This is a genomic window from Azospirillum thiophilum, from assembly GCF_001305595.1.
GTDB lineage: Bacteria > Pseudomonadota > Alphaproteobacteria > Azospirillales > Azospirillaceae > Azospirillum > Azospirillum thiophilum.
Genome location: NZ_CP012405.1, coordinates 175,956 through 200,166 on the forward strand (window position 1 = coordinate 175,956; position 24,211 = coordinate 200,166).

Annotated in this window: 21 protein-coding genes; 10 read left to right on the forward strand and 11 right to left on the reverse strand. The window is 67.1% G+C overall.

Annotated features, from left to right (window positions below; all coding sequences use genetic code 11):
* Nucleotides 1-57 precede the first annotated feature (57 nt).
* Complete coding sequence (locus AL072_RS26855) at nt 58-1,077, forward strand: MBL fold metallo-hydrolase (RefSeq protein ID WP_245637045.1); 1,020 nt, start codon at nt 58-60, stop codon at nt 1,075-1,077.
* Here the strand turns inward: AL072_RS26855 and AL072_RS26860 are convergent.
* On the reverse strand, nt 1,001-2,404 hold the full coding sequence (locus tag AL072_RS26860; protein ID WP_045585844.1) for an aminotransferase-like domain-containing protein: 1,404 nt from the start codon (nt 2,402-2,404) through the stop codon (nt 1,001-1,003). The two genes, AL072_RS26855 and AL072_RS26860, sit on opposite strands and share 77 nt — an antisense overlap.
* Nucleotides 2,405-2,535: 131 nt before the next feature.
* On the opposite strand from AL072_RS26860, the gene AL072_RS26865 reads away from it, so the two are divergent.
* Entirely contained in the window at nt 2,536-3,420 is an 885-nt protein-coding gene (locus AL072_RS26865) for a DMT family transporter (RefSeq protein ID WP_045585845.1), read from the forward strand.
* A gap of 19 nt (nt 3,421-3,439) precedes the next feature.
* On the opposite strand, the gene AL072_RS26870 is transcribed toward AL072_RS26865, so the two are convergent.
* Nucleotides 3,440-4,660 (reverse strand): ATP-dependent DNA helicase, encoded by a 1,221-nt coding sequence (locus AL072_RS26870; RefSeq protein ID WP_045585846.1) that lies wholly within the window; start codon nt 4,658-4,660, stop codon nt 3,440-3,442.
* Nucleotides 4,661-5,097: 437 nt separating this feature from the next.
* Between AL072_RS26870 and adhE the strand changes: the two genes are divergently transcribed.
* A complete protein-coding gene (gene adhE, locus AL072_RS26875; protein ID WP_045585847.1) occupies nt 5,098-7,788 on the forward strand; it encodes a bifunctional acetaldehyde-CoA/alcohol dehydrogenase in 2,691 nt (896 codons plus the stop codon).
* Between the two features lie 57 nt (nt 7,789-7,845).
* On the opposite strand, the gene AL072_RS26880 is transcribed toward adhE, so the two are convergent.
* The 4 genes from AL072_RS26880 to AL072_RS26895 all read right to left on the reverse strand — a co-directional run bounded on the left by AL072_RS26880 (nt 7,846) and on the right by AL072_RS26895 (nt 10,928).
* Nucleotides 7,846-9,417 carry a GMC family oxidoreductase gene (locus tag AL072_RS26880; RefSeq protein ID WP_045585848.1) on the reverse strand — a complete coding sequence of 524 codons (1,572 nt, stop codon included), beginning with the start codon at nt 9,415-9,417 and terminating at the stop codon, nt 7,846-7,848.
* A gap of 60 nt (nt 9,418-9,477) precedes the next feature.
* Nucleotides 9,478-10,032 carry a twin-arginine translocation signal domain-containing protein gene (locus AL072_RS26885; protein ID WP_045585849.1) on the reverse strand — a complete coding sequence of 185 codons (555 nt, stop codon included), beginning with the start codon at nt 10,030-10,032 and terminating at the stop codon, nt 9,478-9,480.
* A 71-nt stretch (nt 10,033-10,103) separates the two neighbouring features.
* Complete coding sequence (locus tag AL072_RS26890; RefSeq protein ID WP_045585850.1) at nt 10,104-10,499, reverse strand: VOC family protein; 396 nt, start codon at nt 10,497-10,499, stop codon at nt 10,104-10,106.
* Nucleotides 10,500-10,532: 33 nt separating this feature from the next.
* Nucleotides 10,533-10,928, reverse strand: coding sequence for a c-type cytochrome (locus AL072_RS26895; protein WP_052710459.1), 396 nt, complete (start codon nt 10,926-10,928; stop codon nt 10,533-10,535).
* Nucleotides 10,929-11,431: 503 nt separating this feature from the next.
* Between AL072_RS26895 and AL072_RS26900 the strand changes: the two genes are divergently transcribed.
* From AL072_RS26900 to AL072_RS26930, 7 genes are all read left to right on the forward strand, one after another.
* A complete protein-coding gene (locus tag AL072_RS26900; RefSeq protein WP_045585851.1) occupies nt 11,432-13,096 on the forward strand; it encodes an aromatic/alkene/methane monooxygenase hydroxylase/oxygenase subunit alpha in 1,665 nt (554 codons plus the stop codon).
* Nucleotides 13,097-13,186: 90 nt separating this feature from the next.
* Nucleotides 13,187-14,245, forward strand: a complete 1,059-nt coding sequence (locus AL072_RS26905) for an NADH:ubiquinone reductase (Na(+)-transporting) subunit F (protein ID WP_045585852.1) — start codon at nt 13,187-13,189, stop codon at nt 14,243-14,245.
* Nucleotides 14,246-14,276: 31 nt separating this feature from the next.
* Nucleotides 14,277-15,440: an aromatic/alkene monooxygenase hydroxylase subunit beta gene (locus tag AL072_RS26910; protein ID WP_045585853.1), complete on the forward strand. Its 1,164-nt coding sequence runs from the start codon at nt 14,277-14,279 to the stop codon at nt 15,438-15,440.
* A 47-nt stretch (nt 15,441-15,487) separates the two neighbouring features.
* Nucleotides 15,488-15,844, forward strand: a complete 357-nt coding sequence (locus AL072_RS26915; RefSeq protein WP_045585854.1) for an MmoB/DmpM family protein — start codon at nt 15,488-15,490, stop codon at nt 15,842-15,844.
* Nucleotides 15,845-15,930: 86 nt separating this feature from the next.
* Entirely contained in the window at nt 15,931-17,571 is a 1,641-nt protein-coding gene (gene groEL / locus AL072_RS26920; RefSeq protein WP_045585855.1) for a molecular chaperone GroEL, read from the forward strand.
* A gap of 244 nt (nt 17,572-17,815) precedes the next feature.
* A complete protein-coding gene (locus AL072_RS26925; protein ID WP_045585856.1) occupies nt 17,816-19,963 on the forward strand; it encodes a sigma-54-dependent Fis family transcriptional regulator in 2,148 nt (715 codons plus the stop codon).
* Between the two features lie 61 nt (nt 19,964-20,024).
* Nucleotides 20,025-20,390, forward strand: a complete 366-nt coding sequence (locus AL072_RS26930) for a ribbon-helix-helix domain-containing protein (protein WP_045585857.1) — start codon at nt 20,025-20,027, stop codon at nt 20,388-20,390.
* Here AL072_RS26930 and AL072_RS26935 read toward each other — a convergent pair.
* From AL072_RS26935 to AL072_RS26955, 5 genes are read right to left on the reverse strand one after another with little or no spacing between them, the layout of a single operon-like run.
* Nucleotides 20,347-21,108: a (5-formylfuran-3-yl)methyl phosphate synthase gene (locus tag AL072_RS26935; RefSeq protein ID WP_063840403.1), complete on the reverse strand. Its 762-nt coding sequence runs from the start codon at nt 21,106-21,108 to the stop codon at nt 20,347-20,349. The genes AL072_RS26930 and AL072_RS26935 overlap by 44 nt on opposite strands.
* Nucleotides 21,105-21,689: a DUF447 domain-containing protein gene (locus tag AL072_RS26940; RefSeq protein WP_200909948.1), complete on the reverse strand. Its 585-nt coding sequence runs from the start codon at nt 21,687-21,689 to the stop codon at nt 21,105-21,107. The genes AL072_RS26935 and AL072_RS26940 overlap by 4 nt, the downstream gene beginning before the upstream one ends.
* The gene (locus tag AL072_RS26945) at nt 21,680-23,077 is read right to left on the reverse strand and encodes a DUF6513 domain-containing protein (protein ID WP_045585858.1); all 1,398 of its coding nucleotides are present in this window, start codon (nt 23,075-23,077) and stop codon (nt 21,680-21,682) included. The genes AL072_RS26940 and AL072_RS26945 overlap by 10 nt, the downstream gene beginning before the upstream one ends.
* Complete coding sequence (locus AL072_RS26950) at nt 23,053-23,718, reverse strand: amino acid kinase family protein (protein WP_045585859.1); 666 nt, start codon at nt 23,716-23,718, stop codon at nt 23,053-23,055. The genes AL072_RS26945 and AL072_RS26950 overlap by 25 nt, the downstream gene beginning before the upstream one ends.
* Nucleotides 23,715-24,161, reverse strand: coding sequence for a dihydroneopterin aldolase (locus tag AL072_RS26955; protein ID WP_045586011.1), 447 nt, complete (start codon nt 24,159-24,161; stop codon nt 23,715-23,717). Before AL072_RS26955 ends, AL072_RS26950 begins: the two co-directional genes overlap by 4 nt.
* Nucleotides 24,162-24,211 lie beyond the last annotated feature (50 nt).

The following is a 24,211-nucleotide window of genomic DNA, read 5'->3' on the forward strand; positions in this document are numbered from 1 at the left end:
TCGACAGGAATGCGCAATCCTTATTGGCAGGGTCCACGGTCCCATAATTTCGATGGCGTGCGTTTCTTCAACCCCGGCGAACCGGAGACCGACCGCACGCTTGCCCAGGTCCTTCGGTGGAAGCTCGCCCGCCAATCGGTGAAGTGGCCCACCAAGGTCGCGGTCGTCCCGGTGGTGCCGGAGCCCAATGTCGAAGGGCTTCGCGTCACGGTGATCGGGCATGCGACGGTTCTGATCCAGGCGGCGGGGCTCAACATCCTGACCGATCCGGTCTGGTCGACGCGCGCAAGCCCGTTCCGGCACGTCGGTCCGAAGCGGGTGACCGCGCCGGGCATCGAGTTCGACCATCTGCCGAGGATCGATGCGGTCCTTCTGTCGCACAACCACTACGACCATCTCGACCTGGATACCCTGCGGCGCCTCCATCACCGCGATGCGCCGCTGATCGTGACGCCGCTCGGCAACGACACGATCGTCCGGCGGCATCTGCGCGGGGCGAGGACGGTGGCGGGTGACTGGTGGGACAGCTTCGAGCTCGGGCAGGGCGCGGAGGTCCATATCGTGCCCGCCGTCCATTGGTCGTCGCGGACGCTCCGCGACCGGCGGATGGCGCTGTGGGGCGGGTTCGTCCTGCGTACGCGCAGCGGCGTCCTGTGCTTCACCGGCGACACCGGCTATGGCAGTGGAAGCGTCTTCAAGGCCATCCGGGATCGGCTGGGGCCCTGCGACCTCGCGCTCGTCCCCATCGGTGCCTATATGCCGCGCTGGTTCATGGCCGCGCAGCATTGCGATCCGGACGAGGCCCTGCAGATCATGCTCGATCTCGACACGCGGAAGGCCGTCGGCATCCATTGGGGCACCTTCGACCTGACCGACGAGGCGAGGGAGGAGCCGCCCGAACGGCTTCGGGCCGCGCTGGCCCGGCACGGCATCGATCCGGACCGGTTCGAGATCGGCTTTCCCGGTGCGGTCGTCAGCGCCTATCATTGTGAAAACGAGCTCACTCTGCAGGAAGGGAGGCCATCGCCTGCCGGAGAACCGCAAGAACCCGCGGATCGTTCGATTGCGCGACGTTGAAGCGCAGGAAGGCCGCGGCGGTCTGCGAAACGCTGAACACGTTGCCGGGTGCCAGGACGACGTCCTGCTCGACGGCCTTGCGGGCAATCGCGGCGGAATCGAGGCCGTCGGGCAGCCGGCACCAGAGGTAGAAGCCGCCGCGCGGCATCAGCCATGGCCGGATGCCGAGGGGCTCCAGTCGGGCGGCCGTTTCGCGTCTCGCCCGGTCCAGGCGCCGGCGCAACTCATCCATGTGCTTGCGGTAGCCGCCCTCCGCCAGAACGCTGGCGATCAGTTCCGCCGCGACCGGGCTCGGTCCGCCGAAGCTGGTCGCCACCTGGAGATCGAGCAGCCCTTCGATCCAATCCGCCCGCGCGGCGATGTAGCCGCAGCGGATCGAGGCGGACAGGGTCTTCGAGAAGCTGCCGATCCGGATGACGCGGTCGAGGCCGTCGAGCACGGCCAGACGCGGCGAGGGAGCCGGCTCGAAATCGGCGAAGATGTCGTCCTCGACGATCGTCAGGTCATGAGCCGCGGCCGCACGCAAAAGCCTGTGGGCGGTCTGCGGTGAGAGGCTGGCGCCGGTCGGGTTGTGGAGCGCCGAATTGGTGATGTAGAGGCGCGGCCGCTCGGTGGCCAGCGCCGTCTCGTAAGCCGCGATGTCGGGGCCGGAAGGCGTGTAGGGCACGCCGACGATCCGGACCCGATGCGCCCGGAGCAGCGCCTGGAAATTGAAGTAGCAGGGATCATCGATCAGCACGGTGTCGCCCGGGCTCAGCAGGAAGCGGCAGACCAGATCGGTCGCCTGCGTTCCCGAACCGGTCAGCAGCAGCTGTTCGGGCGATGCGTCGATGCCTTCCTCGGCGAACCGTCCGAGCAGGAGCCGGCGCAGGGCCGGCGAACCGCGCGTCCCGCCGTAATCGGTGAACGTCGCATCCTCCCCCCGCGCCAGTGTCCGGACGGCGCGGCGCAGCGGCTCGGTCGGCATCCAGTCCGCGGGGAGCCAGCCGCAGCCGGGCTTCAGGACGGCGGGATCGGCGTCGAGCGATTGCCGCGACACCCAGAAAGGGTCGACGGCCCGGTCCTGCCGCGGCCCCGCCTGTGCCAGCGTCATCGGGGACGAGGCGGTGCCGACGACATAGAAGCCGGAGCCGCGCCGGGCACGGATCAGCCCCTCGGCCGCGAGGCGGTCATAGGCCTCGACCACCGTGGACGGCGACACGCCCATGGTCGTGGCGAAGCTGCGGATCGACGGCAGCCGGTCGCCGGACGCCAGGGCGCGGTTCGACACCTTCTTCCGGATGGCCGCCATCACCGCACCGGTGCGGGTGTCCCGCTCGCCCGTCATTGGTTCACCGGAAATTGTATCCTTCATCGTAGGCATACAGTTTTGTCGAATTGTATTGCACTGTCTCTGTCCCCGCCAGCCATCAGTGCCTAGACTCGACCTCCTGGAAACGAGGATCGCGGATCGGGCACATGGACAGGACAGTGGGTGGATTGGACAACGGCTTCGGCAAGGGCCTGGGGAGCGGCCTGTTGGGCGTCATCATCTTCAGCGGCTCGCTGCCGGCGACTCGGGTCGCCGTCGGCGACTTTCCACCGCTGTTCCTGACCTCGGCCCGTGCCCTGATCGCGGCGCTTCTCGGGGCGGTCTTCCTTGTCGCGCTTCGGCAGGTGAAGCCGGCGCGCGCAGACCTTCGCTCGCTCATGGTGGTCGCCGTCGGCGTCGTGGTCGGCTTTCCGCTGCTGACGGCGCTCGCACTCCGGCATGTCACGTCGGCCCACTCCCTCGTCTTCATCGGCCTGCTGCCGCTGTCGACCGCCCTCTTCGGCGTGCTGCGCGGCGGCGAACGGCCCAAGCCGGTATTCTGGCTGTTCTCGGGCCTGGGCGCCGCGACGATCGCGGGCTTCGCCCTCCTCACCGGCGACGGAGGATCGATCACCGGCGACCTGCTGATGGTGGCGGCGATCCTGCTGTGCGGGCTGGGATATGCGGAGGGGGCGACGCTTTCGCGCCGGCTCGGCGGCTGGCAGGTGATCTCGTGGGCCCTGCTGCTGGCTCTGCCGGCCATGGCCGCCGTGGCGCTGTTGACCAGGCCGGACAGCTGGGCCGGGATCGGCGGTCCGGCCTGGCTCGGTCTCGCCTATGTGTCGATCTTCAGCATGCTGCTCGGCTTCGTCTTCTGGTATCGCGGGCTCGCGCTCGGTGGCATCGCCGGCGTCGGGCAGCTGCAATTGCTCCAGCCCTTCTTCGGCTTGGCGCTGGCCGCCCTGCTGCTGCATGAGCCGGTCGCCTGGTCGATGATCGCGGCGGCGGGGGTTGTCGTCCTCTGCGTCGCCGGCGCCAAGCGGTTCGCCTGAACGCCCGTGCGGGGCCCGTTCAGTCGGTTGCGCCGCTTCCGGGCCGGAGACAATCGTCGAAGACGGGCAGTTGCCACGGTCCGCCGAGATCGGCGTTGCGCAGGAGAAGCACCAGCTCGTCGCGCGACCGGGTGACGGCGGTGTAGAGCCAGCGCCATCTGTGTTCCCGGAATGCCGCCGAATCGTCGACGACGGTGACGGATGGGAACTCCGACCCCTGGGAGGCATGGCATGTGATCAGCCACGCCCAGTCATAGAGCTGGATATCCTTCCCCACCCGCGGTTGGGCCGTCCCCTCGGTGTAGTGGGCCTGGAACATCCAGGGATGCACGATCAGCTTGCTGCGCGGCCGGACTTCGTCCTCCATCTGCACGCCCAGCGACCACAGCCCGGCGTCGCCGCCCCGGGCTTCGGTCGCCGGCCTCGTCAGCGAGCCGATCATCCCGTTGAAGAGCCCCTCGTCCTTCTGGTTGCGCCGGCAGATGACGCGTTCGCCGGCCTGGGGCATGACGGAGTCATGACCGAGCAGAGCCCGCATCCTCTTCGTATAGGTGGTGCGGACACGGTGCGTGCCGCAGATCGCCTGCGTCGAGGGTCGCATCACCAGGGGCTGTGTATGACGGTCCAGGGGAAGGACATGGACCTTGCCGACCGAGCCGAACCGGCGAGGCAACTGCTGCCGGCGCAGCAGATGGGCCAATCGGATGACCGGGCTTTCCCGGGCGGTGCGGTGGGGCTCGGTCAGGCGGAAATCGGGCTCCCCGGCGGTGAACAGGCCTTGTCCGGATACCGGCGGCAACTGGTAGTCGTCGGCGATCACCAGGATCTTCTTGTCGGTCCGGAGAAGATCGCGCGCCACATCGTCACCCACCATCGACCCTTCGTCGCAGACGATGAGATCGGCGTCTGCCAGCGGCCCGTCGTTCCGCCGGGCGAAATACAGGTCGCCGGTGTCGCCGTCCTTGCGCGGGGCGTAGAGAAGCGAATGCAGCGTCGCCGCACCCTCGATGCCCTTCTGGCGCAGCACCTGAGCGGCCTTCCCGGTCGGTGCGCCGATGGCGTAGTCCTTCAACCGCCGGCGTTCCTGCAGATGGTCGAGCACGAAGGCCGTGGTTTTGCTCTTCCCCGTTCCGGCCTCGCCGGCAAGCCAGAACACCTGCGGGGCCTGGTCGTCCATATACCAGGCGTCGATCGCCTGGATGGCGCGATGCTGCTCGTCGGTCGGGGTATCGGAAGACATGGTCTCGGCTGCAATCGATTCATGGTTGGAGGCACCCTACTTTGGCAGCCTTTCTCCGGTCCATAGGCCGTGTGACCGCTGGCTGCCAGATTCCGCGGTTCGGCGCCGGCGCCCCTTGGAAAAAATGTGGTTACGTTCCAACCAGATAAGGAACCACGCCGCATGTAGGAAAACTACATATCAGTTGTTCAGGCTTGGAATCTGGCATGTCTGGATGGCGGTGCTCTTCCCTGTGAGAAATCCGAAACCCTTGGTGCGCCGTCTGATCCAAATCAAATGTAAGGTCAAGTGGTATGACCAGCCTTGTCGTCCGACCGGGAAGTAGGTAGGTTTCCTACATACCGCAGGAGCCGCAATGGCGCGCCGCTGGCGCGTTGCATCGGGTTCCGGGCCAAGGCGCCGGCCATATGGCGACACCCGACGGGAGACGCCCGATCATGGTTACGACTGTCAATACCCTTGCCGACCTGAACGCCCTGATCGGTCGCGTGAAGGCGGCGCAGCGGCTCTTCGCCGAATTTTCGCAGGAGAAGGTCGATCTGATCTTCCGCAGCGCCGCGCTGGCCGCCGCGAACGCCCGCATCCCGCTCGCCAAGATGGCGGTGGAGGAGACCGGCATGGGCGTGATGGAAGACAAGGTCATCAAGAACCACTTCGCCGCCGAGTACATCTACAACAAGTACAAGGACGAGAAGACCTGCGGGGTTCTGTCCGAGGACCGCGACGCCGGCATCATGACCATCGCCGAGCCGGTCGGGCTGATCTGCGGCATCGTTCCCACCACCAACCCGACCTCCACCGCCATCTTCAAGGCGCTGATCGCGCTGAAGACCCGCAACGGCCTCGTCATCTCCCCCCATCCCCGCGCCCGCAAATCGACCTGCGAGGCGGCCCGACTGGTGCTGGCTGCCGCGGTCGAGGCCGGTGCGCCCGACGACATCATCGGCTGGATCGACACGCCGTCGCTGGAGTTGTCCAACGCGGTGATGCACCATCCCGACATCAACCTGATCCTGGCCACCGGCGGACCGGGCATGGTCAAGGCCGCCTACTCGTCGGGCAAGCCGGCAATCGGCGTCGGCGCCGGCAACACCCCGGCGGTGATCGACGAGCATGCCGACATCAAGCGCGCCGTCGCCTCCATCCTGATGTCCAAGACCTTCGACAACGGCGTGGTCTGCGCGTCCGAGCAGTCGGCGGTGGTGGTCGATGCCGTCTATGACGCGGTCCGCGACCGCTTCGCCCATCATGGCGGCTACATCCTCTCGGCCGGCGAGGCAGAGGCGGTGCGAAAGGTGTTGCTGGTCGACGGCCACCTGAACGCCGACATCGTCGGCCAGCCCGCCCACGCCATCGCCGCGCTCGCCGGTCTTGGCGTTCCGGCATCGACCAAGGTGCTGATCGCCGAGGTCACCGATATCGACGAGGCGGAAGCCTTCGCCCATGAAAAGCTGTCGCCCACCCTGGCTCTCTACCGTGCCAAGGACTTCATGGACGCCTGCGACAAGGCGGCGGCGCTGGTGGCGCTGGGCGGAATCGGCCACACCTCGGCGCTCTACACCGACCAGGACCAGCAGGGCGAGCGCATCCGCCATTTCGGTGATAAGATGAAGACCGCCCGCATCCTGATCAACACGCCGTCCTCGCATGGTGGCATCGGCGACCTCTACAATTTCCGGCTGGCACCGTCGCTGACGCTGGGCTGCGGGTCGTGGGGCGGTAACTCGATATCCGAGAATGTCGGGCCGCAGCATCTGATCAACAAGAAGACGGTGGCCAAGCGGGCGGAAAACATGCTGTGGCATAAACTTCCCAAGTCGATCTACTTCCGCCGCGGCTGCCTGCCCTTCGCCTTGGAGGAGTTGCGCGGCAAGAAGCGCTGCCTGATCGTCACCGACCGCTTCCTGTTCGAGAACGGCTATGTCAACGACAGCGTGCGCATGTTGAAATCGCTGGGGCTGGAGGTGGAAACCTTCTTCGAGGTCAGCGCCGATCCGACGCTGGCGGTGGTGCGCAAGGGCGTGGCCTTGGCGAACGCCTTCCAACCGGACGTCATCCTGGCGCTCGGCGGCGGCTCGCCGATGGATGCAGCCAAGATCATCTGGGTGATGTACGAGGCGCCGGAGGTGGCGTTCGAGGATCTGGCGCTGCGCTTCATGGACATCCGCAAGCGCATCTACACATTCCCCAAGTTGGGGGTGAAGGCGCAGCTGGTGGCGGTGCCTACCACGTCGGGCACGGGATCGGAGGTGACGCCCTTCGCGGTGGTCACCGACGAGCGCACCGGCACCAAATACCCGATCGCCGACTATGAGCTGACGCCGACGATGGCGATCGTCGACGCCAATCTGGTGATGGACATGCCCAAGGGGCTGACGGCGGCCGGCGGCATCGACGCGGTGACGCATGCGCTGGAGGCCTATGTCTCGGTGGTCGCCAACGAGTATTCGGACGGCCAGGCACTGCAGGCGCTGAAGCTGCTGAAGGAGCATCTGCCGTCCGCCTACCGCAACGGCGCCCGCGATCCCAAGGCGCGCGAACTGGTGCATAACGCCGCGACGCTGGCCGGCATCGCCTTTGCCAACGCCTTCCTCGGGGTCTGCCATTCGATGGCGCACAAGCTGGGGGCTGAGTTCCACCTGCCGCACGGCATCGCCAACGCGCTGCTGATCGCCAACGTGATCCGCTACAACGCGGCGGACATCCCGACCAAGCAGACGGCGTTCAGCCAGTATGACCGGCCGAAGGGCGTGGCGCGCTACGCCGAGATCGCCCGCCATCTGGAACTGGGGGGCAGCCGCGACCATGAACGGGTCGAGAAGCTGATCGGCTGGGTCGAGGAGATGAAGCGGGCGCTGGAGATTCCCGCATCGATCCAGGCGGCCGGCGTGCCGGAGGCGGCCTTCCTCGCCAGGGTCGACGCGATCGCCGAGGCCGCCTTCGACGACCAGTGCACCGGCGCCAACCCGCGCTACCCGCTGGTCGCCGAGATCAGGCAACTGCTGCTCGACAGCTATTACGGGCGCGCCTATGTCGAGCCGTCGGCCCAGGTCCAGGTCCAGGCCCAGGCTCAGAACCCGGGGGTGACGAAGCCGGCCCCGCGCAAGGAACCTGCGCTCGCCAAATGACCCGACATGGAGAGGGGGCCGGTCATCCCGGTCCCCCTCTCCGCTGTCTTGCCCCGCTCAGATTTCCCGCCGGCTCATCTGCTCGGCGATGTGGTCGGCCTGGCGGATCGCCAGTGCGACGATGGTCAGGGTCGGGTTCTCGGACGCTCCGCTGGTGAACTGGCTGCCGTCGGACACGAACAGGTTCTTGATGTCGTGCGCCTGCCCCCATTTGTTGACGACGCCGTCCCGCGCATTGGCGCTCATGCGGTTGGTGCCGAGATTGTGGGTGGAAGGATAGGGCGGCGTGTGGATGGTCCTGACCGCACCCACCGCGTCGTAGACGGCCGACCCGCGGCCATAGGCGTGCGTGCGCATGGCGATGTCGTTGGGATGATCATCGAAATTCACGTTCGGGATGGGCAGGCCGAACTTGTCCTTTTCGGTGGCGTGCAGCGTGATCCGGTTGGTTTCGCGCGGCATGTCCTCCCCCACCAGCCACATGCCGGCGATATGGTCGTAGGCGTCGAGCGCCGAGCTGAAATCGCGGCCCCAGGCGCCGGGATCGAGGAAGGCGGCCATGAAGGGCACGCCGAGGGACAGCGTCTCCATCTCGTAGCCGCCGACGAAGCCGCGCTTCGGGTCGAAACGGGATTCGTCCTTGATGATTCCGGCCATGGTGGTGCCGCGGTACATGTGGACCGGCCGGTCAAACACCCCATAGACCGAGCCGGTCATGTGCCGCATGTAGTTGCGTCCGACCTGGCCGGACGAGTTCGCCAGTCCGTCCGGGAACATGGAGGATGCCGAGTTCAGCAGCAGGCGCGGGCTTTCGATGGAATTGCCGGCGACCGCGACGATGCGGGCCTTCTGCCGCTGCATGGCACCGGTGCCGTCGGCATAGAGCACCGCGCTGACCCGGCCCTTGGCGTCATGCTCGATCTTCAGCACCTGGGAGTTCGGCCGGACCTCCAGGTTGCCGGTCGCCTCGCCCTTGGGGATCTCGGTGTAGAGGGTGGACCATTTCGCACCCGACTTGCAGCCCTGGAAACAGAAGCCGATCTGCTGGCAGGGGCCGCGGCCATCGCGCGGCTTGCTGTTGATCGACATGTTGCCGGTGTGGAACTCGGAATAGCCCAGCTTCTTTGCGCCGGCCGCCAGCACCTTGTAATTGTTGTTGCCGGGCAGGCGCGGGATGCCGTTGGTACCGGTCGTGCCCATCTTGGATTCGGCCTTGGCGTAATAGGGCTCCATCTCCGCCAGCGTCACCGGCCAGTCGAGCAGGTTGGCCCCCTCCACCGCGCCGTAGGTGGTGCGTGCCTTGAACTCGTGCTCCTGGAAGCGGAGCGAGGCGCCGGCCCAATGGACGGTGGAGCCGCCCACCGCCTTGACGATCCATGCCGGCAGGTTGGGGAAATCCTTCGCCACCCGCCAGCCGCCCGACGTGGTGCGCTTGTCGAGCCATGAGATCTGCGAGAAGCTCTTCCACTCGTCATTCACGAAGTCCTGGATCTCATGGCGTCCACCGGCCTCCAGGCAGACGACCTTGATGCCCTTCTGTGCCAACTCGTTCGCCAGCGTGCCGCCGCCGGCACCCGACCCGATCACCACCACGACGCCGTCGTCGTCCAGTCCGAATTTTGCAGCCATTCCTCGGTCCTCCCCTAAGGGCGTTCATTGCGCGTTCATTGAGGCAGATCGACGGGCCGCTCAGGCGTCCTTGATCCAATCGAGATCGTCGAAGCCGCGGTGGATGTAGCCGCCATACTCGGCCGACGCCCCTTCGTAGCCGAGCTTCGCCCATACCTCCGGCTGGTTGTAGAGGGCGACCACCATGTCGCCGCGCACCTTGCGGAAGAACGGGGTTGCTTCGATGGATTTCAGCACCGCGACGCGGTCCGCCTCGGCCGGAATCGCGGTGTAAGGAGTTTTGTGGAGCTTGCGGGCGGCGGCGTCGAGTTCGGCGGCGCCTTGGTTCAGCTGACCTGCCAGGGTTGCGTCCTTGGCCGCCTCCTGGTCCATGGAGGCCAGCGCCTTCTCGTAATAGGCGTCGCCGAGACGGTCGTGCGGATAGAGGTCGCGCACCATGACGAGCAGGGTCTTGGCCGCGTCGGGCTTGATGACGCTCAGCGCCTCGGCCCAGGCCGGGGGCGCCGCCATCGAAACCATGCCGCCCGAAACCGCACCCGCCGCAGCCACCGACGCCGCGGAGCTTTTCAGGAAATTTCGCCTGTTGATCCGTGTCCGTTTGTCGAGAACGCGCATGATCGACGTCTCCTTCCCATGGTTTGTGGTTCTTGATGCCGTGTAAGCGTTCGGGATTCTGCGTTCTGTGGTCAGCGGTAGCGGCCGTGGCGCTGCAGGACCTCGGTCTTGTAGCCGTCCGGATCCGTGACGAAGAAGAAGCGGGCGAGCAGCGCGCCGCCGGGCGCGAACTCCTTCACCGGCGTCACCGGAAAGCCCAGGGCCGAGAGCCGGGCGTGTTCGTGGTCGAGATCGTCCACCGCCACCGCCATGTGTCCGTAGCCGTCGCCGTGCGTGTAGGGGGCGGCGCGGTCATGGTTGACGGTCAGTTCGAGTTCGACGTCATTCTCGGCGTTGCGCAGGTAGATCAAGGTGAAGCCGTCGAAGGCCAGCCGGTCGGCCGGCTCCAGCCCGAAAGCCTTCGCGTAGAAGTCCAGCGACTGCTGTTCGTCGAGGACGCGCACCATCATGTGGATGATCTTGGCCATGGTGATTCCTGCGATTGCGTTGATGGGGCGGCGTCAGCGGGTGGCGCTGCTTTCCAGGAAATTGACGATGCTCCGGCGGACGCTGTCGTCGTCCTGGCGGTAGTTCATGTAGCTGCCGGGAACGAACGCGTTGGAGTTGGCCAGCCAGCGCTCCAGATGGCCGGCATCCCAGGCGAAGCCGGCCCCGCGCAGCGCGTCCGAATACTCGAAGCCGTCCGCCGTTCCGGCCTTGCGGCCGATGAGCCCATAGAGTGGCGGGCCGGCGCGCGGCCCATCGTCCTTCTTCACCGAATGGCAGGTGCCGCATTGCTGCCGGAACAGCGTTTCGCCTTCCGCAGCCGCGGATTTCCGGGTGAAGGGCGAGAACGGCATCGACAAAAGGAGCAGCAGCATCACCAGGCGACGCGGCGACAGTCTCGCATGCCTCATCTTTTCAAATTCCTTCCGAAGCCTGTGTCGGCGCCTCCGCATCTCATCCGCAGACCGGCCGGGACGGCGCCGTCGAAAGGAAAGAGCAAGCGTCATGCCATCATTCGGGCCGGGGCTGCGGTGTTGGTGGAGGGCCCGTTTCTCCGCACCGCACCGGCGCCGGCCGTCTCGACTGTCTCGTTTCGAGACAACATCCTGCGACAAATCGTCCCATATCGAGACAGTAAGTGAAACAAGCAATTTGTGAAATCCGAGTGCCTGGCACCGCTTGGCGAGTTGGCACAGGCGTTGCTTCATAGGATGGACGATGCGGCCGCCCCGGTTCGGCGGACGCAAGCGGCCTGAAGTCGGCGGCTCTTCGAAGCGGTGCTGCCCGCCGGAACCAGTTCCGCCGATCCCGTCTGCAGGATGCCGGCGTCCCTATCACCCGGCATGCGCAGCCCACACGGTCCTTCAGGCCCGGTCACCGGATCAACTTCATCAAAATCATGGGGAGAGACGACATGCCGGATGGATTGACGCTGAACAAGATCACCAGCCAGAAAGGCATCGGCATCGCAGAGGCGGCACGGCGCGTCGCCGATCTCGGCTGGACGCCGTCCTACGTCAAGGAGGCGATGGCCTTTCCGACCGACTACAAGATCTCCAAGGCGCCGCGCGACCCGATGAAGCAGGTCCTCCGCTCCTACTTCCCGATGCAGGAGGAGAAGGACAACCGCGTCTACGGTGCGCTGGACGCGGCTCTGCGCGGCGACATGTTCCGCAATGTCGAGCCGCGCTGGATCGAGTGGATGAAGCTGTTCCTGGCGATCATCCCCTTCCCGGAGATCTCGGCCGCGCGGTCGATGGCGACGCTGGGACAGCTGGCGCCCGGCGACGACCTGCGCACCGGCTTCACCATGCAGATGATCGACGAGTTCCGGCACTCGACCATCCAGATGAACCTCAAGAAATGGTACATGGAGAACTATATCGACCCGGCCGGGTTCGACATCACCGAGAAGGCGTTCGGCAAATGCTACGCCACCACCATCGGCCGGCAGTTCGGCGAGGCCTTCCTGACCGGTGACGCCATCACCGCATCGAACATCTACCTGCAGGTCGTGGCCGAGACCGCCTTCACCAACACGCTGTTCGTCGCCATGCCGTCGGAGGCGGCACGCAACGGCGACTATGCCCTGCCGACCGTTTTCCTGTCGGTGCAGAGCGACGAATCCCGCCACATCGGCAACGGCCATTCGATGCTGATGTCGGTGCTGAAGGAGCCGGACAACCATCTGCTGCTGGAACGCGACATCCGTTACTCCTTCTGGCAGAACCACATGATCGTCGATGCCGCCATCGGCACGATCATCGAATACGGCACCAAGCATCGCGACAAGAACAAGGAATCCTACGCCGAGCTGTGGCACCGCTGGATCTTCGAGGATTACTACCGCACCTACCTGCTGCCGCTGGAGAAGTACGGCATCAAGATCCACCATGACGACGTTCACGAAGCCTTCGACAGCATCGTCAAGAAGAACTACGTCCACAAGATCGCGCAATTCTTCTCGGCCGGCTGGTGGGCCAATTTCTGGCGCATCGAGGCGATGACCGAACGCGACTTCGAATGGTTCGAGAGCAAATATCCGGGCTGGTACGACGAGTTCGGCGTCTGGTGGGAGAATTACGCCAAGCTCAGCAAGCCCGGCAGCGTTCCCATCACCTTCGCCGACACCGGCTACGTCTATCCGCATCGCTGCTGGTCGAGTCTGGTTCCCTGCGTCATCCGCGAGGATTTCCAGGTCGACGAGGTCGACGGCGAACTCTACACCTACGCCTCCGAGGTCGACCGCTGGACCCACAAGGAAGCCTTCGCGGCCGAATACCAGGGGCGCCCGACCCCGGCGATGGGCCGCTTCTCCGGCCGGCGCCAGTGGGAGGAGGTCTATGACGGCTGGGATCTCGCCGACGCCATCCAGGACATGGGCTTCGTCCGCCCCGACGGGAAGACGCTGGTCGCCCAGCCGCATCTGTCCTTCGAGGAGAAGGACATGTGGACGTTGGACCATGTGCGCGGCCACACGATCCGCAGCCCGTTGCTGGCGTTGCGCGAGATGACTCCGGACCAGCGCAAGGCCCATGTGGACGAGTACCGCAAGGGCTTCAAAATCCGCCGGGTCTGATTCCCAGCATCACCTCTGGGGCCACCCCCTTTCCCACCGGAAAGGGGGACGGGGATCCCATGCGGACATCACCGCGGAGATCGACAGACCATGACCGCACAAGCGCTGCAGAACAGTCCGGCCGTGCACACCGTCCGGCTGGAGCCGGTCGGCATCGAAATGGAGGTCGCGGAAGGGGAAACCATCCTCGACGCGGCCTTCCGCCAAGGCGTCTCGCTGATGCATGGCTGCAAGGAGGGGCAATGCTCCGCCTGCAAATGCCTGCTGATCGACGGCGACGTCGAGATGCTGAAATACTCCACCTTCGCGCTCTCCGATCCGGAGCGCGACAGCAACCACATCCTGCTGTGCCGCTCGCTTGCCTACAGCGACGTGTCGGTGGAACTGCTGAACTACGACGAGGATCTGCTGTCCCGCTCCATCCCGGTGAAGGATTTCACTGCCCGGTTGGCCGGGGTGGAAGCGCTGACCCACGACATCGTGGCGATCACGCTGGAGCTCGACCAGCCGATGAAGTTCTGGGCCGGCCAGTATGTCGACATCACCTTGCCCGGCGCCGGCATCACCCGGTCCTTCTCGATGGGCAACCCGCCGGAGGATGGCGGACGGCTGGAGTTCATCATCAAGAAATATCCGGACGGCGCCTTCTCGCGGCAGTTGGACGGCAGTCTGTCCCTCGGCGACCGGGTGGCGGTCCGCGGTCCCTATGGCAGCTGCTTCCGGCGCGAGGGCCGGGACGGGCCGATGATCCTGGTCGGCGGCGGATCGGGTATGGCGCCGCTGCTGTCGATCCTGCGCGATCAGGCCGCCAGCGGGGAGACGCGGCCGGTGCGCTTCTTCTACGGCGCCCGCAGCCGCCGGGATCTGTTCCATCTCGATCTCTTCGAGGAGTTCGCCCGCAGCCTGCCCGATTTCGCCTTCATCCCTGCCTTGTCGCACGCCGAGGACGGCGATGGCTGGGCCGGGGAGGCCGGCTTCGTCCACGAGGTGCTGCGCCGGCACCTGTCCGCCATGCCGGACGTGGAGGAGGCCGATGTCTTCTCCTGCGGGCCGCCGCCGATGATCGATGCGGTCCTGCCGGTCCTGCAGATGGCCGGCGTCGATTCCGCACGGATCTATTTCGACAAATTCACCCCCGCCACCCGCTGAGCCGGGCTGCAAAATCAAGGGAGGAACGACGATGACCATGCAGGATACCGCATCTGCGTCCGCCGCCGCCGGAGCCAAGACATTTCCCGGGTCCGACAGCCGCCGCTACAATTACTTCGAGCCGAAGGGCCGCAAGGCGACCCATTACGAGGACGTGACCGTCGACGTCCAGCCCGATCCGGAGCGCTACCTGCTTCAGAACTGGATCATCTCCTTCGGTGACGGCACGCCGACCTATTCCAAGGACTGGACCGCGCTGAAATGCGCGGACTGGCACGGCTTCCGCGCTCCCGACCAGGAATGGGAACGCACCCATTACCAGCGCCAGTCGACCATCGTCGGCATGATCCAGAACGTGGTGGAGAACGCACGCCGCGCCGGCGCTCCCCAGCGCTTCGACAAGGCCTGGGTCACCCTGCTCCAGAACCATGTCGGCGCCTTCAAGCATGCCGAATACGGGCTGGGCACGGCGCTGATGCGAGCCCAGCGCTACGGCTACACCCAGATGGTCAACAACGCCATCCTGACCAACGCCTCCTACAAGCTGCGCTTCGCCCAGGATCTCACGCTTTATCTGGCCGAGGTCGGCAGCGACATCGGAGGGTTCGACCTGGATGCCGGCAAGGCGCATTGGCTGGACGACCCGATCTGGCAGCCCTGCCGCGAGGCGGTCGAGCATATCCGCGCCGCGACCGATTTCCTGGAGCAGTATTTCGCCGTCAACCTCGTCTTCGAACCGCTGGTCGGCGAACTGTTCCGCAGCGGCTTCGTCATGCAGGTGGCGGCCGCCCAGAACGACTTCTCCACCCCGTCGGTCATCTCGGCGGCGGAAGCCGACTATGAACGCAACCTCGCCAATGGGGTGGAGCTGTTCGCCCTGCTGCTGCGCGACCCGGTCCATGGCGAGGCGAACCGCGACATGCTGCAGAGCTGGTTCGCCCACCATGGCGGGCTGGCGATGAAGGCGGCGTTGCAACTGCAACCGCTGTGGTCGCTGCCGCGGGTCAAGGCGGCGAGCTTCGCGGAAGCCTTCGAGCGGGCGCGCAACCGGGTGGCGGCCATCGGGCGCGAAGTCGGCATCGACGCCGACCTGCCGGCCCTGCCGCCGGTGGAGGCGGTGCAGGCGGCCACTCCCAATGCCGCTCCGGTGGCCGCTCCGGCGGCTGCCGCGGTTGCCGGCGCCGCGGCCGAGTGACCCTTTCCGTTCCACCCGCCGGCTTCCGTCATGAGAGGACAAGAACCATGAGCGTGACCACCGTGCAGCAGCTGTTCAAGCCGCTGAAGGACATCACCCAGGACAGCACCATTTCCCACCAGTGCGGCGTGACCATGAATGACAGCGTCGAAGCGCGCTGCATCGCCGAGGTGATGGAGAGCAAGCCGGGCATCACCGTCACCTATCTGCCGGCGATGATCCGTATCGACGGCGAAGGCAAGATCGAGTTCAGGATGAGCGAGATCGGCGAGGCGCTGGGGCGCGAGATGACGCCGCACATCTTCGAGATCTCCACCTCCACCCATTATGGCCGCATGGTGATGATCGACGAGGACACTGTCGTCCTCTTCGGCAACATGGACGACGCGCTCGCCTACGAATGAGCGCAGGGGCGGGGACCGCTCAGGTCCGGCGGACCCCGCCTCCTTTTTCCAAGATTGCAGAACCAAGAACGGGAGGAAACGACGCCATGGCGAAGATGATGCTGCACCATGCCGAGGCGCGGGCCGCGCTGGCGCGCGGGGTCGGGAAACTGGCGCTGGCGGTGCGCGGCACCTTGGGGCCGAAAGGCACCAACGCGATCATCGACCGTCCCATCGGCACGCCGATGATCTCGCGCGACGGGGTCAGCATCGCCGCGGAGATCGAGCTGCCCTGCCGCTTCGAGAACATGGGCGCGCAGGTGGTGCGCGAGGTGTCTAAGCAGACCAACGACGTGGCCGGCGACGGCACCACCACCGCCACCGTGCTGGCCGACGCGCTGATCCAGGATGGCGTCGCCGTGCTTGCCGACGGCCATGGCTCGGTCGAGTTGATCGGCGGGATGGACCGTGCCTGCGGCTTCGTCGTCGACCGGCTCCGCGGCATGGCCCGGCCGCTGGAGGGCCATGCCCGGCTGGAACAGGTGGCGACCGTCGCCGCGACCGATCCGGCGCTGGGGCACCTCGTGGCCGACGCGCTACGCCGGGTCGGGACGGATGGGGTGATCGACATCGAGTACGGCCAGCCGGGCGCGCCGACGGCACTGCATGTGCTGGAGGGCATGGTGCTCGACCGCGGCTTCCTGTCCCATCATATGGCGACCGAGCCGACCGGCCAGACGGCGGTGCTGGAGCGGCCGTACATCCTGCTGACCGACCACAAGATCGCCGATCCGGACCCGGTCCTGCGCCTGATCGACCGCATTGCCGCCGCCCGGCGCCCGCTGCTGATCGTCGCCGACAGCGTCGCGCCGGAGGTGGTGGCGGTGCTGATGGCGCTGCGCCGCGACGGCCGCGCCACCGTGGTGGCGATCAACCCGCCGGAATTCGGGCACTGGCGTCAGGCGACGATGGAGGACATCGCGATCCTGACCGGCGGGCGCGTGGTCGCCCGCGATCTCGGCGGACGCCTCGACAGCGTGACGGCGGAGGATCTGGGGAGCGCCGACCGGGTCGAGGTGTCTGCCGCCCGCACCTCCATCCTGCGCGGCCATGGCCGGGCCGATGCGCTGGCGGCCCGCCGTGCCCTGGTCCGGACCCAGTGGGAGGAGGCGCCGCCCAACATCGAGCGGGACAAGCTGTCCCAGCGGCTGGCGAAGCTGACGCAGGGCACCGCCTTGATCGAGGTCGGCGGTGCAACGCCGGTTGAACAGAAGCGGGTCGCGCAGCTTCTGGAGGATTCGCTCGCCGCCGCCCGCGCCGCCCTGGCGGAAGGGGTGGTGCCCGGCGGCGGCACCGCGCTGGCCCGTATCGCTCCGCTGCTCGACCGGCTGGCCGAGGATGTCGGGGAGGGGGAACGCGCCGGGGTGCTGCTGCTGCAGCGGGCGATGCTGCAACCACTGTGCTGCATCGCCGAGAACGGCGGTGTCGATGGGCGCGGCGTCGCCGCCCGTGTCGCTGAATTGCCCGACGGCGCGGGATTCGATGCCCGGACCGGCCGCTTCGGCGACCTGTTCGCCGCCGGGATCATCGACCCGGTGAAGGTCACCGCGCTGGCCTTGCAGAACGCGGTGTCGGTCGCCAAGCTGATCCTGACCACCCATACCCTGATCGCCGACATCCCCGACGATACCGATCCCACCGCCGGCCCGGCCCGCGGCGGCGGAATGGAGCGGTATGGGCGGACCTGAGCCGTCCTTCGCCGCTCCTGCCGTCCCTCCCATCGCGAGCGCCCCTCCACCTTCGGGAAAAGGACAAGGAAAAAGGCCATAGAGTATTCCGCTACTACCGCTCCCGCTTCAGTTCGGCTTATGATTTTCTATACGAACAATTCGGCATGCCGAGCATATGGGGTGAGTCTCTGCATCCGGACCAAAGCACAATCGGCGCACGGGGAAGCAACCGCGGAAGACGCCGGGTAGCAGGGAGGGGAGTGTGTTGACCAACGAAGAGGTCGGCATCGGCCGTCGGGCCGTTGCCTCGTCCGGTCCGGCCCTCCATGCGCTGGTGGAGGGCGAAACGGCGACGATGAAGGCGTGGGAGGATTTCCTGTCCGGATCCAGACGCGAGAACCTGCCGGTTCGCGACGTGGTGATCCGGTCCTGGGCACGGTGCCAAAGTTTCCTGGTCGATGCGCGGGCAGGGGCGGCCCCGGTTGTAGGCAGGGACCAGATCGAGGCCCTGCGCCGCGACAACCGCGATCTGCTCCAGGCGGCGGCCACGACGCTGGCGGAGGCGGCCGATCTGCTGGCCGGAACCCGGACGGTGATGCTGATCACCGATGCCGGCGGGGTGGTGCTGGAGGCCGCCGGCGACCGGGCGACGCTGAACGCGGCGCGCGATATCAGCCTGGGCTGCGGCGGCCACTGGAGCGAGAGCTGTGCCGGCACCAACGGCATCGGCACGGCGCTTGCCTCCAAACAGCCGGTGATGGTCCAGGCGGCGGAGCATTACTGCGCCGGGATCAAGGGATGGAGCTGCGCCGGCGCACCGATCCACGATCCGGTCGACGGATCGGTTGTTGGGCTGCTCGACATCTCCGGGCTGAAGCAAGGCTTCAGCGGGCAGGCGTTGGCGCTGGCGGTGGTCGCCGCCCGGCAGGTCGAATGGAACCTCGCCCGCCAGACCGAGGCGGAGCATGTGCGCCTCCTGGAAGCCTGCCTGGAGGACAGCCAGAAATATGCGGGCGAGGGGCTGATCGCGTTGGATGCCCGCGGCCGCCTCCTCTATGCCAGCCGCAAGGCCGCACACCTGCTGAAGGCCAGCCTCGGGTCGGAGCTGCCGCAGTTGAGCCGGGGGACCAGGCTGCCCATTGCCGGAGCGGGGGTGGGGGCCGGGGATGCGGCGGGCGATGGGACGACCGGCCGGCTGCCGGTTCCGGCCGACTGGGTAAGGCCGCTGATGCTCGACGGCGAACGGCGGGGCACGTTGCTGGTCATTCCCGGCATGGCATCCGCCAAACCGTCGCCCGGTCGCAGGCCGGCTGCCGATGAATCCGACCAGGCGCGCTCGCGCTTTGCCGACATCGTCGGCGGCAGCGACAGCCTGCGCGCGGTGATCGGACAGGGGGAGCGGCTAGCTCCTCTGCCGGTTCCCATCCTGATCGAGGGTGAGACCGGGGTGGGAAAGGAACTGTTCGCGCGCGCCATACACGGTCACAGCATGGTGTCCGGCGGTCCATTCGTGCCGTTCAACTGCGGTGCGGTCTCCCGCGAGATGCTGGGCAGCGAGCTGTTCGGCTATGTGCGCGGCGCCTTCACCGGCGCTTCGGCCGAAGGACGGGCGGGCCGCTTCGAGCTGGCGGACGGCGGAACCCTGTGCCTCGACGAGATCGGCGAACTGCCGCTGGATCTTCAGCCCTACCTGCTGCGGGTTCTGGAGGAGGGCGTGCTGTACCGCATCGGCGACGGCACGCCGCGGCGGGTCTCGGTCCGGCTGCTCGCCATGACCAACCGGAATTTGCGGCAGGAGGTGGCCGCCGGCCGGTTCCGGCGGGATCTGTACCACCGTCTTGCCGTGACCGCCCTGCGGGTGCCGCCGCTGCGGGAGCGTCAGGGCGACGTTCCGCGCCTGATCGCCCATTTCAATGGTCAACTCGCCGCCCGCCATGGGCGCGGACCCGTCCGCTTCACGGCCGAGGCGTTCGAGCGGCTGCATCGGTATGATTGGCCTGGCAATGTGCGGGAACTGAGGAATCTGGTCGAGCGCGCGGTTCTGCTCTCCACCGGCGGCATCGTCGGCATCGACGATCTTCCCGAGGAGTTGCGCGACGCCTGCGGCAACGCGGCTGCCGACGGCTGGCCGTTGCGGAGTCCGCCGATGCCGCTTGGAATGTCGGCCGCCATGTCTCCCGGCATGCAGTCGCCGGTCGTGTCCCCCATGTCCTTGACGGTGACCGAACAGCGCACCATCGAGGACGTGATCGCTGCGACCGGCGGCAATCTCTCGGACGCCGCGACGGTGCTCGGTATTTCCCGAAGCACGCTTTACCGGAAAATGAGCCAGCACGGCATCAGGCGCACGACGGCCGGCAAGACGCGGGACGATAGGACGGGGATGGGCGTCGTCGTCGGCCAAGCCTGACACCGGCCGCTGACTCCGGCCTGAAGCATGAAGTAGACCTTGTTCGAAGGGGGGCCGAGGCATGTGCCGGATCTTCGTCAACACCGACCCGATCCTTTACGAGGCGCGATCCCGATCGGTGCGCATCCACGGCATGGTCACCAGTATTCGGCTGGAGAACCTGTTCTGGACTATCCTGTCGGACATCGCTGCGGAACAGGGGACCACGACCAACCGCCTCATCGTCACCCTCCATGACGAGGTCGTGGAGGCCCATGGCGCAGTGCAGAATCTGGCCTCCTTCCTGCGTGTCAGCTGCGCGCGCTATCTGAGCATGACGGCAGGCGAGCTGTTGCCCGACGAGGCGCGCACGAAGGCCGGCTCGATGACGGGCGGCGCATCCGTCATCGCCCTGTGGCGGGGCCATTCTCCGTCGGACGGGGCGTGAGGGCTGCAATCGGCGGGTCCGGGATCGGGCGTCCCGCCATTCGGGCGGCGACGCGGCATACGGCCTGCGGATCGATGTCCGCGGTCCGCTCTCCCCCGCACAGCGCGCCGCGGAAGCCGAGATAGTCGGGCGACAGCGCCAGCAGGGCCGGGATATCCGCGACCCGCAGCGAACCCGCCAGCCCCGTCAGCAAACCGAGCGAGCGCGTGCAGGTCACGAACGCCGCGAGCTGCCCATCCGGCCAATGGTGGCGAAGGCCATGGCGTTTTCCCGCCGTGTCGAGCATCGCTCCGGCAAAGCCGGCGGCCGCGATCCTGTCGATCGGCAGGCAGCCAGGGTCGGTCGGCCACTGGTCGGCTAAGAGCACGGCGATCAGCCGGGTTCCTCTCGCCGCCAATGGCGCCAGCGCATCGATGCAGCGATCCGGGGCACCCTCCGGCGTGAAGCCGATCTTCACGAAATCAACCCCGGTCTCAGCGACGCGCCGCGCTGCCGGCAGAACGATATCGGGCTTCATCGGATGGTCGCCGATGGTGGCGCTGAGCTGCGGGCGTCCGGGCAGGAACGCCAGTGCGCGAAGCGTCGTGGCAATGTGCTCGACCGGCCAAGCCCCCAATGCCCCGGCGGCAGGATCCTTCAGATCCAGGATGTCGGGTGCCGCAGGCAGGATCCGGGCGATTTCGGCGTCGTTCGCGACGCTGGCAAGCCAACCTGTCATGGGTTCTCCCCGGCGCGATGTGCGGCGATGTGGTCCATCAGCCAGCCCCAAGCTTCCAACTCTTGCGGGCCGGCGGTCTTGCCGATGGCGATGGACAGATAGTCGATCTCCTGCACGATCTTGTTGGCGGGCAGCATGTGCAGGCGGCTGGCCAGGATGGCCGCCTCGATCACCGCCGCCTGTGCCCGGTTGAAGCCGTGGAAGTCAGCATGTGCCGCGGTATGGACGGTCCGGCAGAGGAATCGCGGGCGCAGCGGGTCGTCCAGAACCTCCGTGACCGCAACCTCCTCATGGGCCAGACAGCCGGCCAGCCGCGGCGCATCGACCCGTTCGGCCGGGACGGTCGGCCAGTCGCGGCGGCGTCCGCTGATGCAGCCGGCGAAGACCCGCACGTCGTCGGTGTGGTTGACGACGGCGCAGCGCCGGGCGAGCAGGTTGTCCAGCGTCCGCGATGGCCGGAACGGGGCAAGCACCATCCGTTCACCGTCCCGGTCCGGCTCGATCGTCACCCCCATCGGCGCCACATGGGGCCGCCCATCGGCGTCGGTCGTCGTGATGATGGTTTCGCGTATCAGGGGCATCGTCTGGTCGGGCCCTCGGCTTGGAAACCGGCCTGATCACCGGCCTGATCGTTGATCGGGCTATCGGTCGCGACACCCCAGCGCAACGCGCTGTCCTGCGCATATCGCTTGCCGAGCTGCCACGCGATCTGCGCCCGTGCCAACTCTACCCCCAGATAGAAGGCGTGGCCGGCATCGGTTCCCGGATCGAGCCGGGGGAACAGGTCGAACGGATCGCTGGCAAGGTGGTGGCCGTCGCGGTTGTAGAGATGGATCCCCTCCGCGCTGACCTCGATGCGGTAATTCGGGTCGCGGATCTGCGTGGCGGTTTCGGCGATCTGTTCGGCGCTGCGGACGAAGGGCCGGCGGTCGCGCAGGCACAACAGCCCGCTGCCGAAGCCGCGCGGCATGCTTCGCGCAGCGCGGGCTGCGAAGAACTGGCGCCGCGCCGCGTCGAATTCGCGGATGGCGCGTCGGCAATGCGGGCTGACCTGCACCGCCAGGACGTTGGCGATGCGCAGCTCCGAGACCACGCCCATCAATACCGCGGTGACGCCCGGCGTATCGGCGTCGGTCAACTCGGTCACGTTGCCGATCCCCATCAGGATCTCGGCGTCCGGCCAGCGCTCCCGCACCGTCCGGTAGCGCAGCAGGGAGTCGGTGAAGCCGTGATGGATCGGCTCCAGGATCGGATCGACCAGGAAACGGCGGCCACGGCGGGTCATGCGGTCGATGGCGCGTGCGAGGCTGGCCAGATCTTGCGGAGTGGTCGGGATCAGCACCGGCACGGCATCGCCCTCGTCGGCGAGGTGGAGCGTCTCCTCGGTCAGGCTGAGCAGATAGTCGGCACCGGCCCTGTTGGCCCGGCGCAACTCGTCCGCATTCAGGGAATCGACACTGACGGCGAAGCCGGCGCCATGCAGGGCGGCGACCGCTTCCTCCAGATGGGGGAAGGGGGTATCGGGCAGGCAGCCGAGATCGATGATGTCGGCTCCTTCGGCCCGCAGTTCGGTGGCCTTGGCGAGGATGGCGCCGGTATCGCGCGATGGCGCGTCGACGATCTCGGCGAAGATGCGGGTGTCGTGGCGGCTGAGGTCGAGCGGGCGGGCCTGCCGCTGGAAGAATTGCGGCAGATCCTCGAGCTCGTCGGGGCCGCGCTCGAACCTCGTGCCGAAATGGGTGGCGAGGATGCCGAGATCGCCGCGGAAACGGCCCGGCAACAGAACCAGATCGGCGCCGCGCGCGGAGTCCAACCTTCGCAGCACGATCTCCGTGGTGGCGAGGGCGGCGACCTTGACACCGAGATTGACGATTCTCGCCTCGAAGGGCAGGGGATGGAGCGAATCCAGGACCTGACGCAGCCGATCCTCCGCCAGGGAGCCGGTCAGGAAGAGAATGTGCCGGACCATGCCGCCTCCGGTTCCGTGTCCGCCAGCCTCTCGGCCGACAGCAGCAGCGTGCCGGCCGGCGTGCCGCCACGCAGGTCCGTCGCGAACAGGGGCAGGTCGTCGCACCCGACGCAGCGGACTTCCGCCGACAGGCGTCCCATGCGGTTCGGCAGGACCGGGTCGATCACGCCGATCCGCGACAGCGCCAGCGCGTCGGCCGTTTCCGTCGGCAGCGGCACCGATTTCACCAGCACCAGCCGGTCGGCCCCCAGCCGCTCCGCCAGCCATGCCGCGAGCGTGTCGGAGGTGACGTCCCAGCTTTCCTCGACATCCGCCTCGGCCGCCAGCAGAGCCGGCAGCCAGACCGCGGCTCCCGGCGCCGCTTCCATGTCGGCGACCGTCCGCGCCGGGACCAGCCCCGGCTCCAGGTCGAGCAGCGCCAGCCCATATTGCTCCATGCCCAGGATCGCCATACGGTGCGCCGCCCGCGCGCCATAGCCGAGCACCGGTTGCGCGTGGCGGACGGTGTCGGCAAAGGGGCCGCCACCGGGGACGATGACGATGCGCCGTGCCCGCTCGGCCGCGAGATGGGAAAGCCAGGGGCGGAGGGTGTCGCCGTTCCACAGGCTGCCGCCCAGCTTGACGATCCAGGGCCCGTTCATTGCGTCACCGCCCGCGTGCCGGTCAACACCACGCCGACGCCGGTCGCCCGCGGGACGATTTCCAGCTTTTCCACCTGCACGCGGGCGGAGACCGCCTGCGGCGGCGACAGGCACAGCGCCAGCAGTTTCTCAGCCAGCACCTCCAGCAACTGGATGTGGGGGCTCTGCGCGAAGGCCTCGACACCCTGGATCAGGTATTCGTAGGAGACGACGGCGTCGAGATCGTCGACGAAGGGCCGGTTCGGCACCTCCACGGTGACGGCCAGATTGACGCGGACGCGCTGGGTTCCGGTCTTCTCATGATCCCAGACGCCGATGCGGAAGTCGCCGACATAATCATGCAGCACAAGATCGTAGCGACGCATGCCGGCGTTGGTGGGCGACGCTGCCGGCCGCAGGACGTTCATGATGGTGCGGTAGCCGCTCTGGGTATCGTCCGGCATGTCCCGATCCTCCTTGCCACCTGCCGCAGCATCCGCCGGGCGGCCGCCGC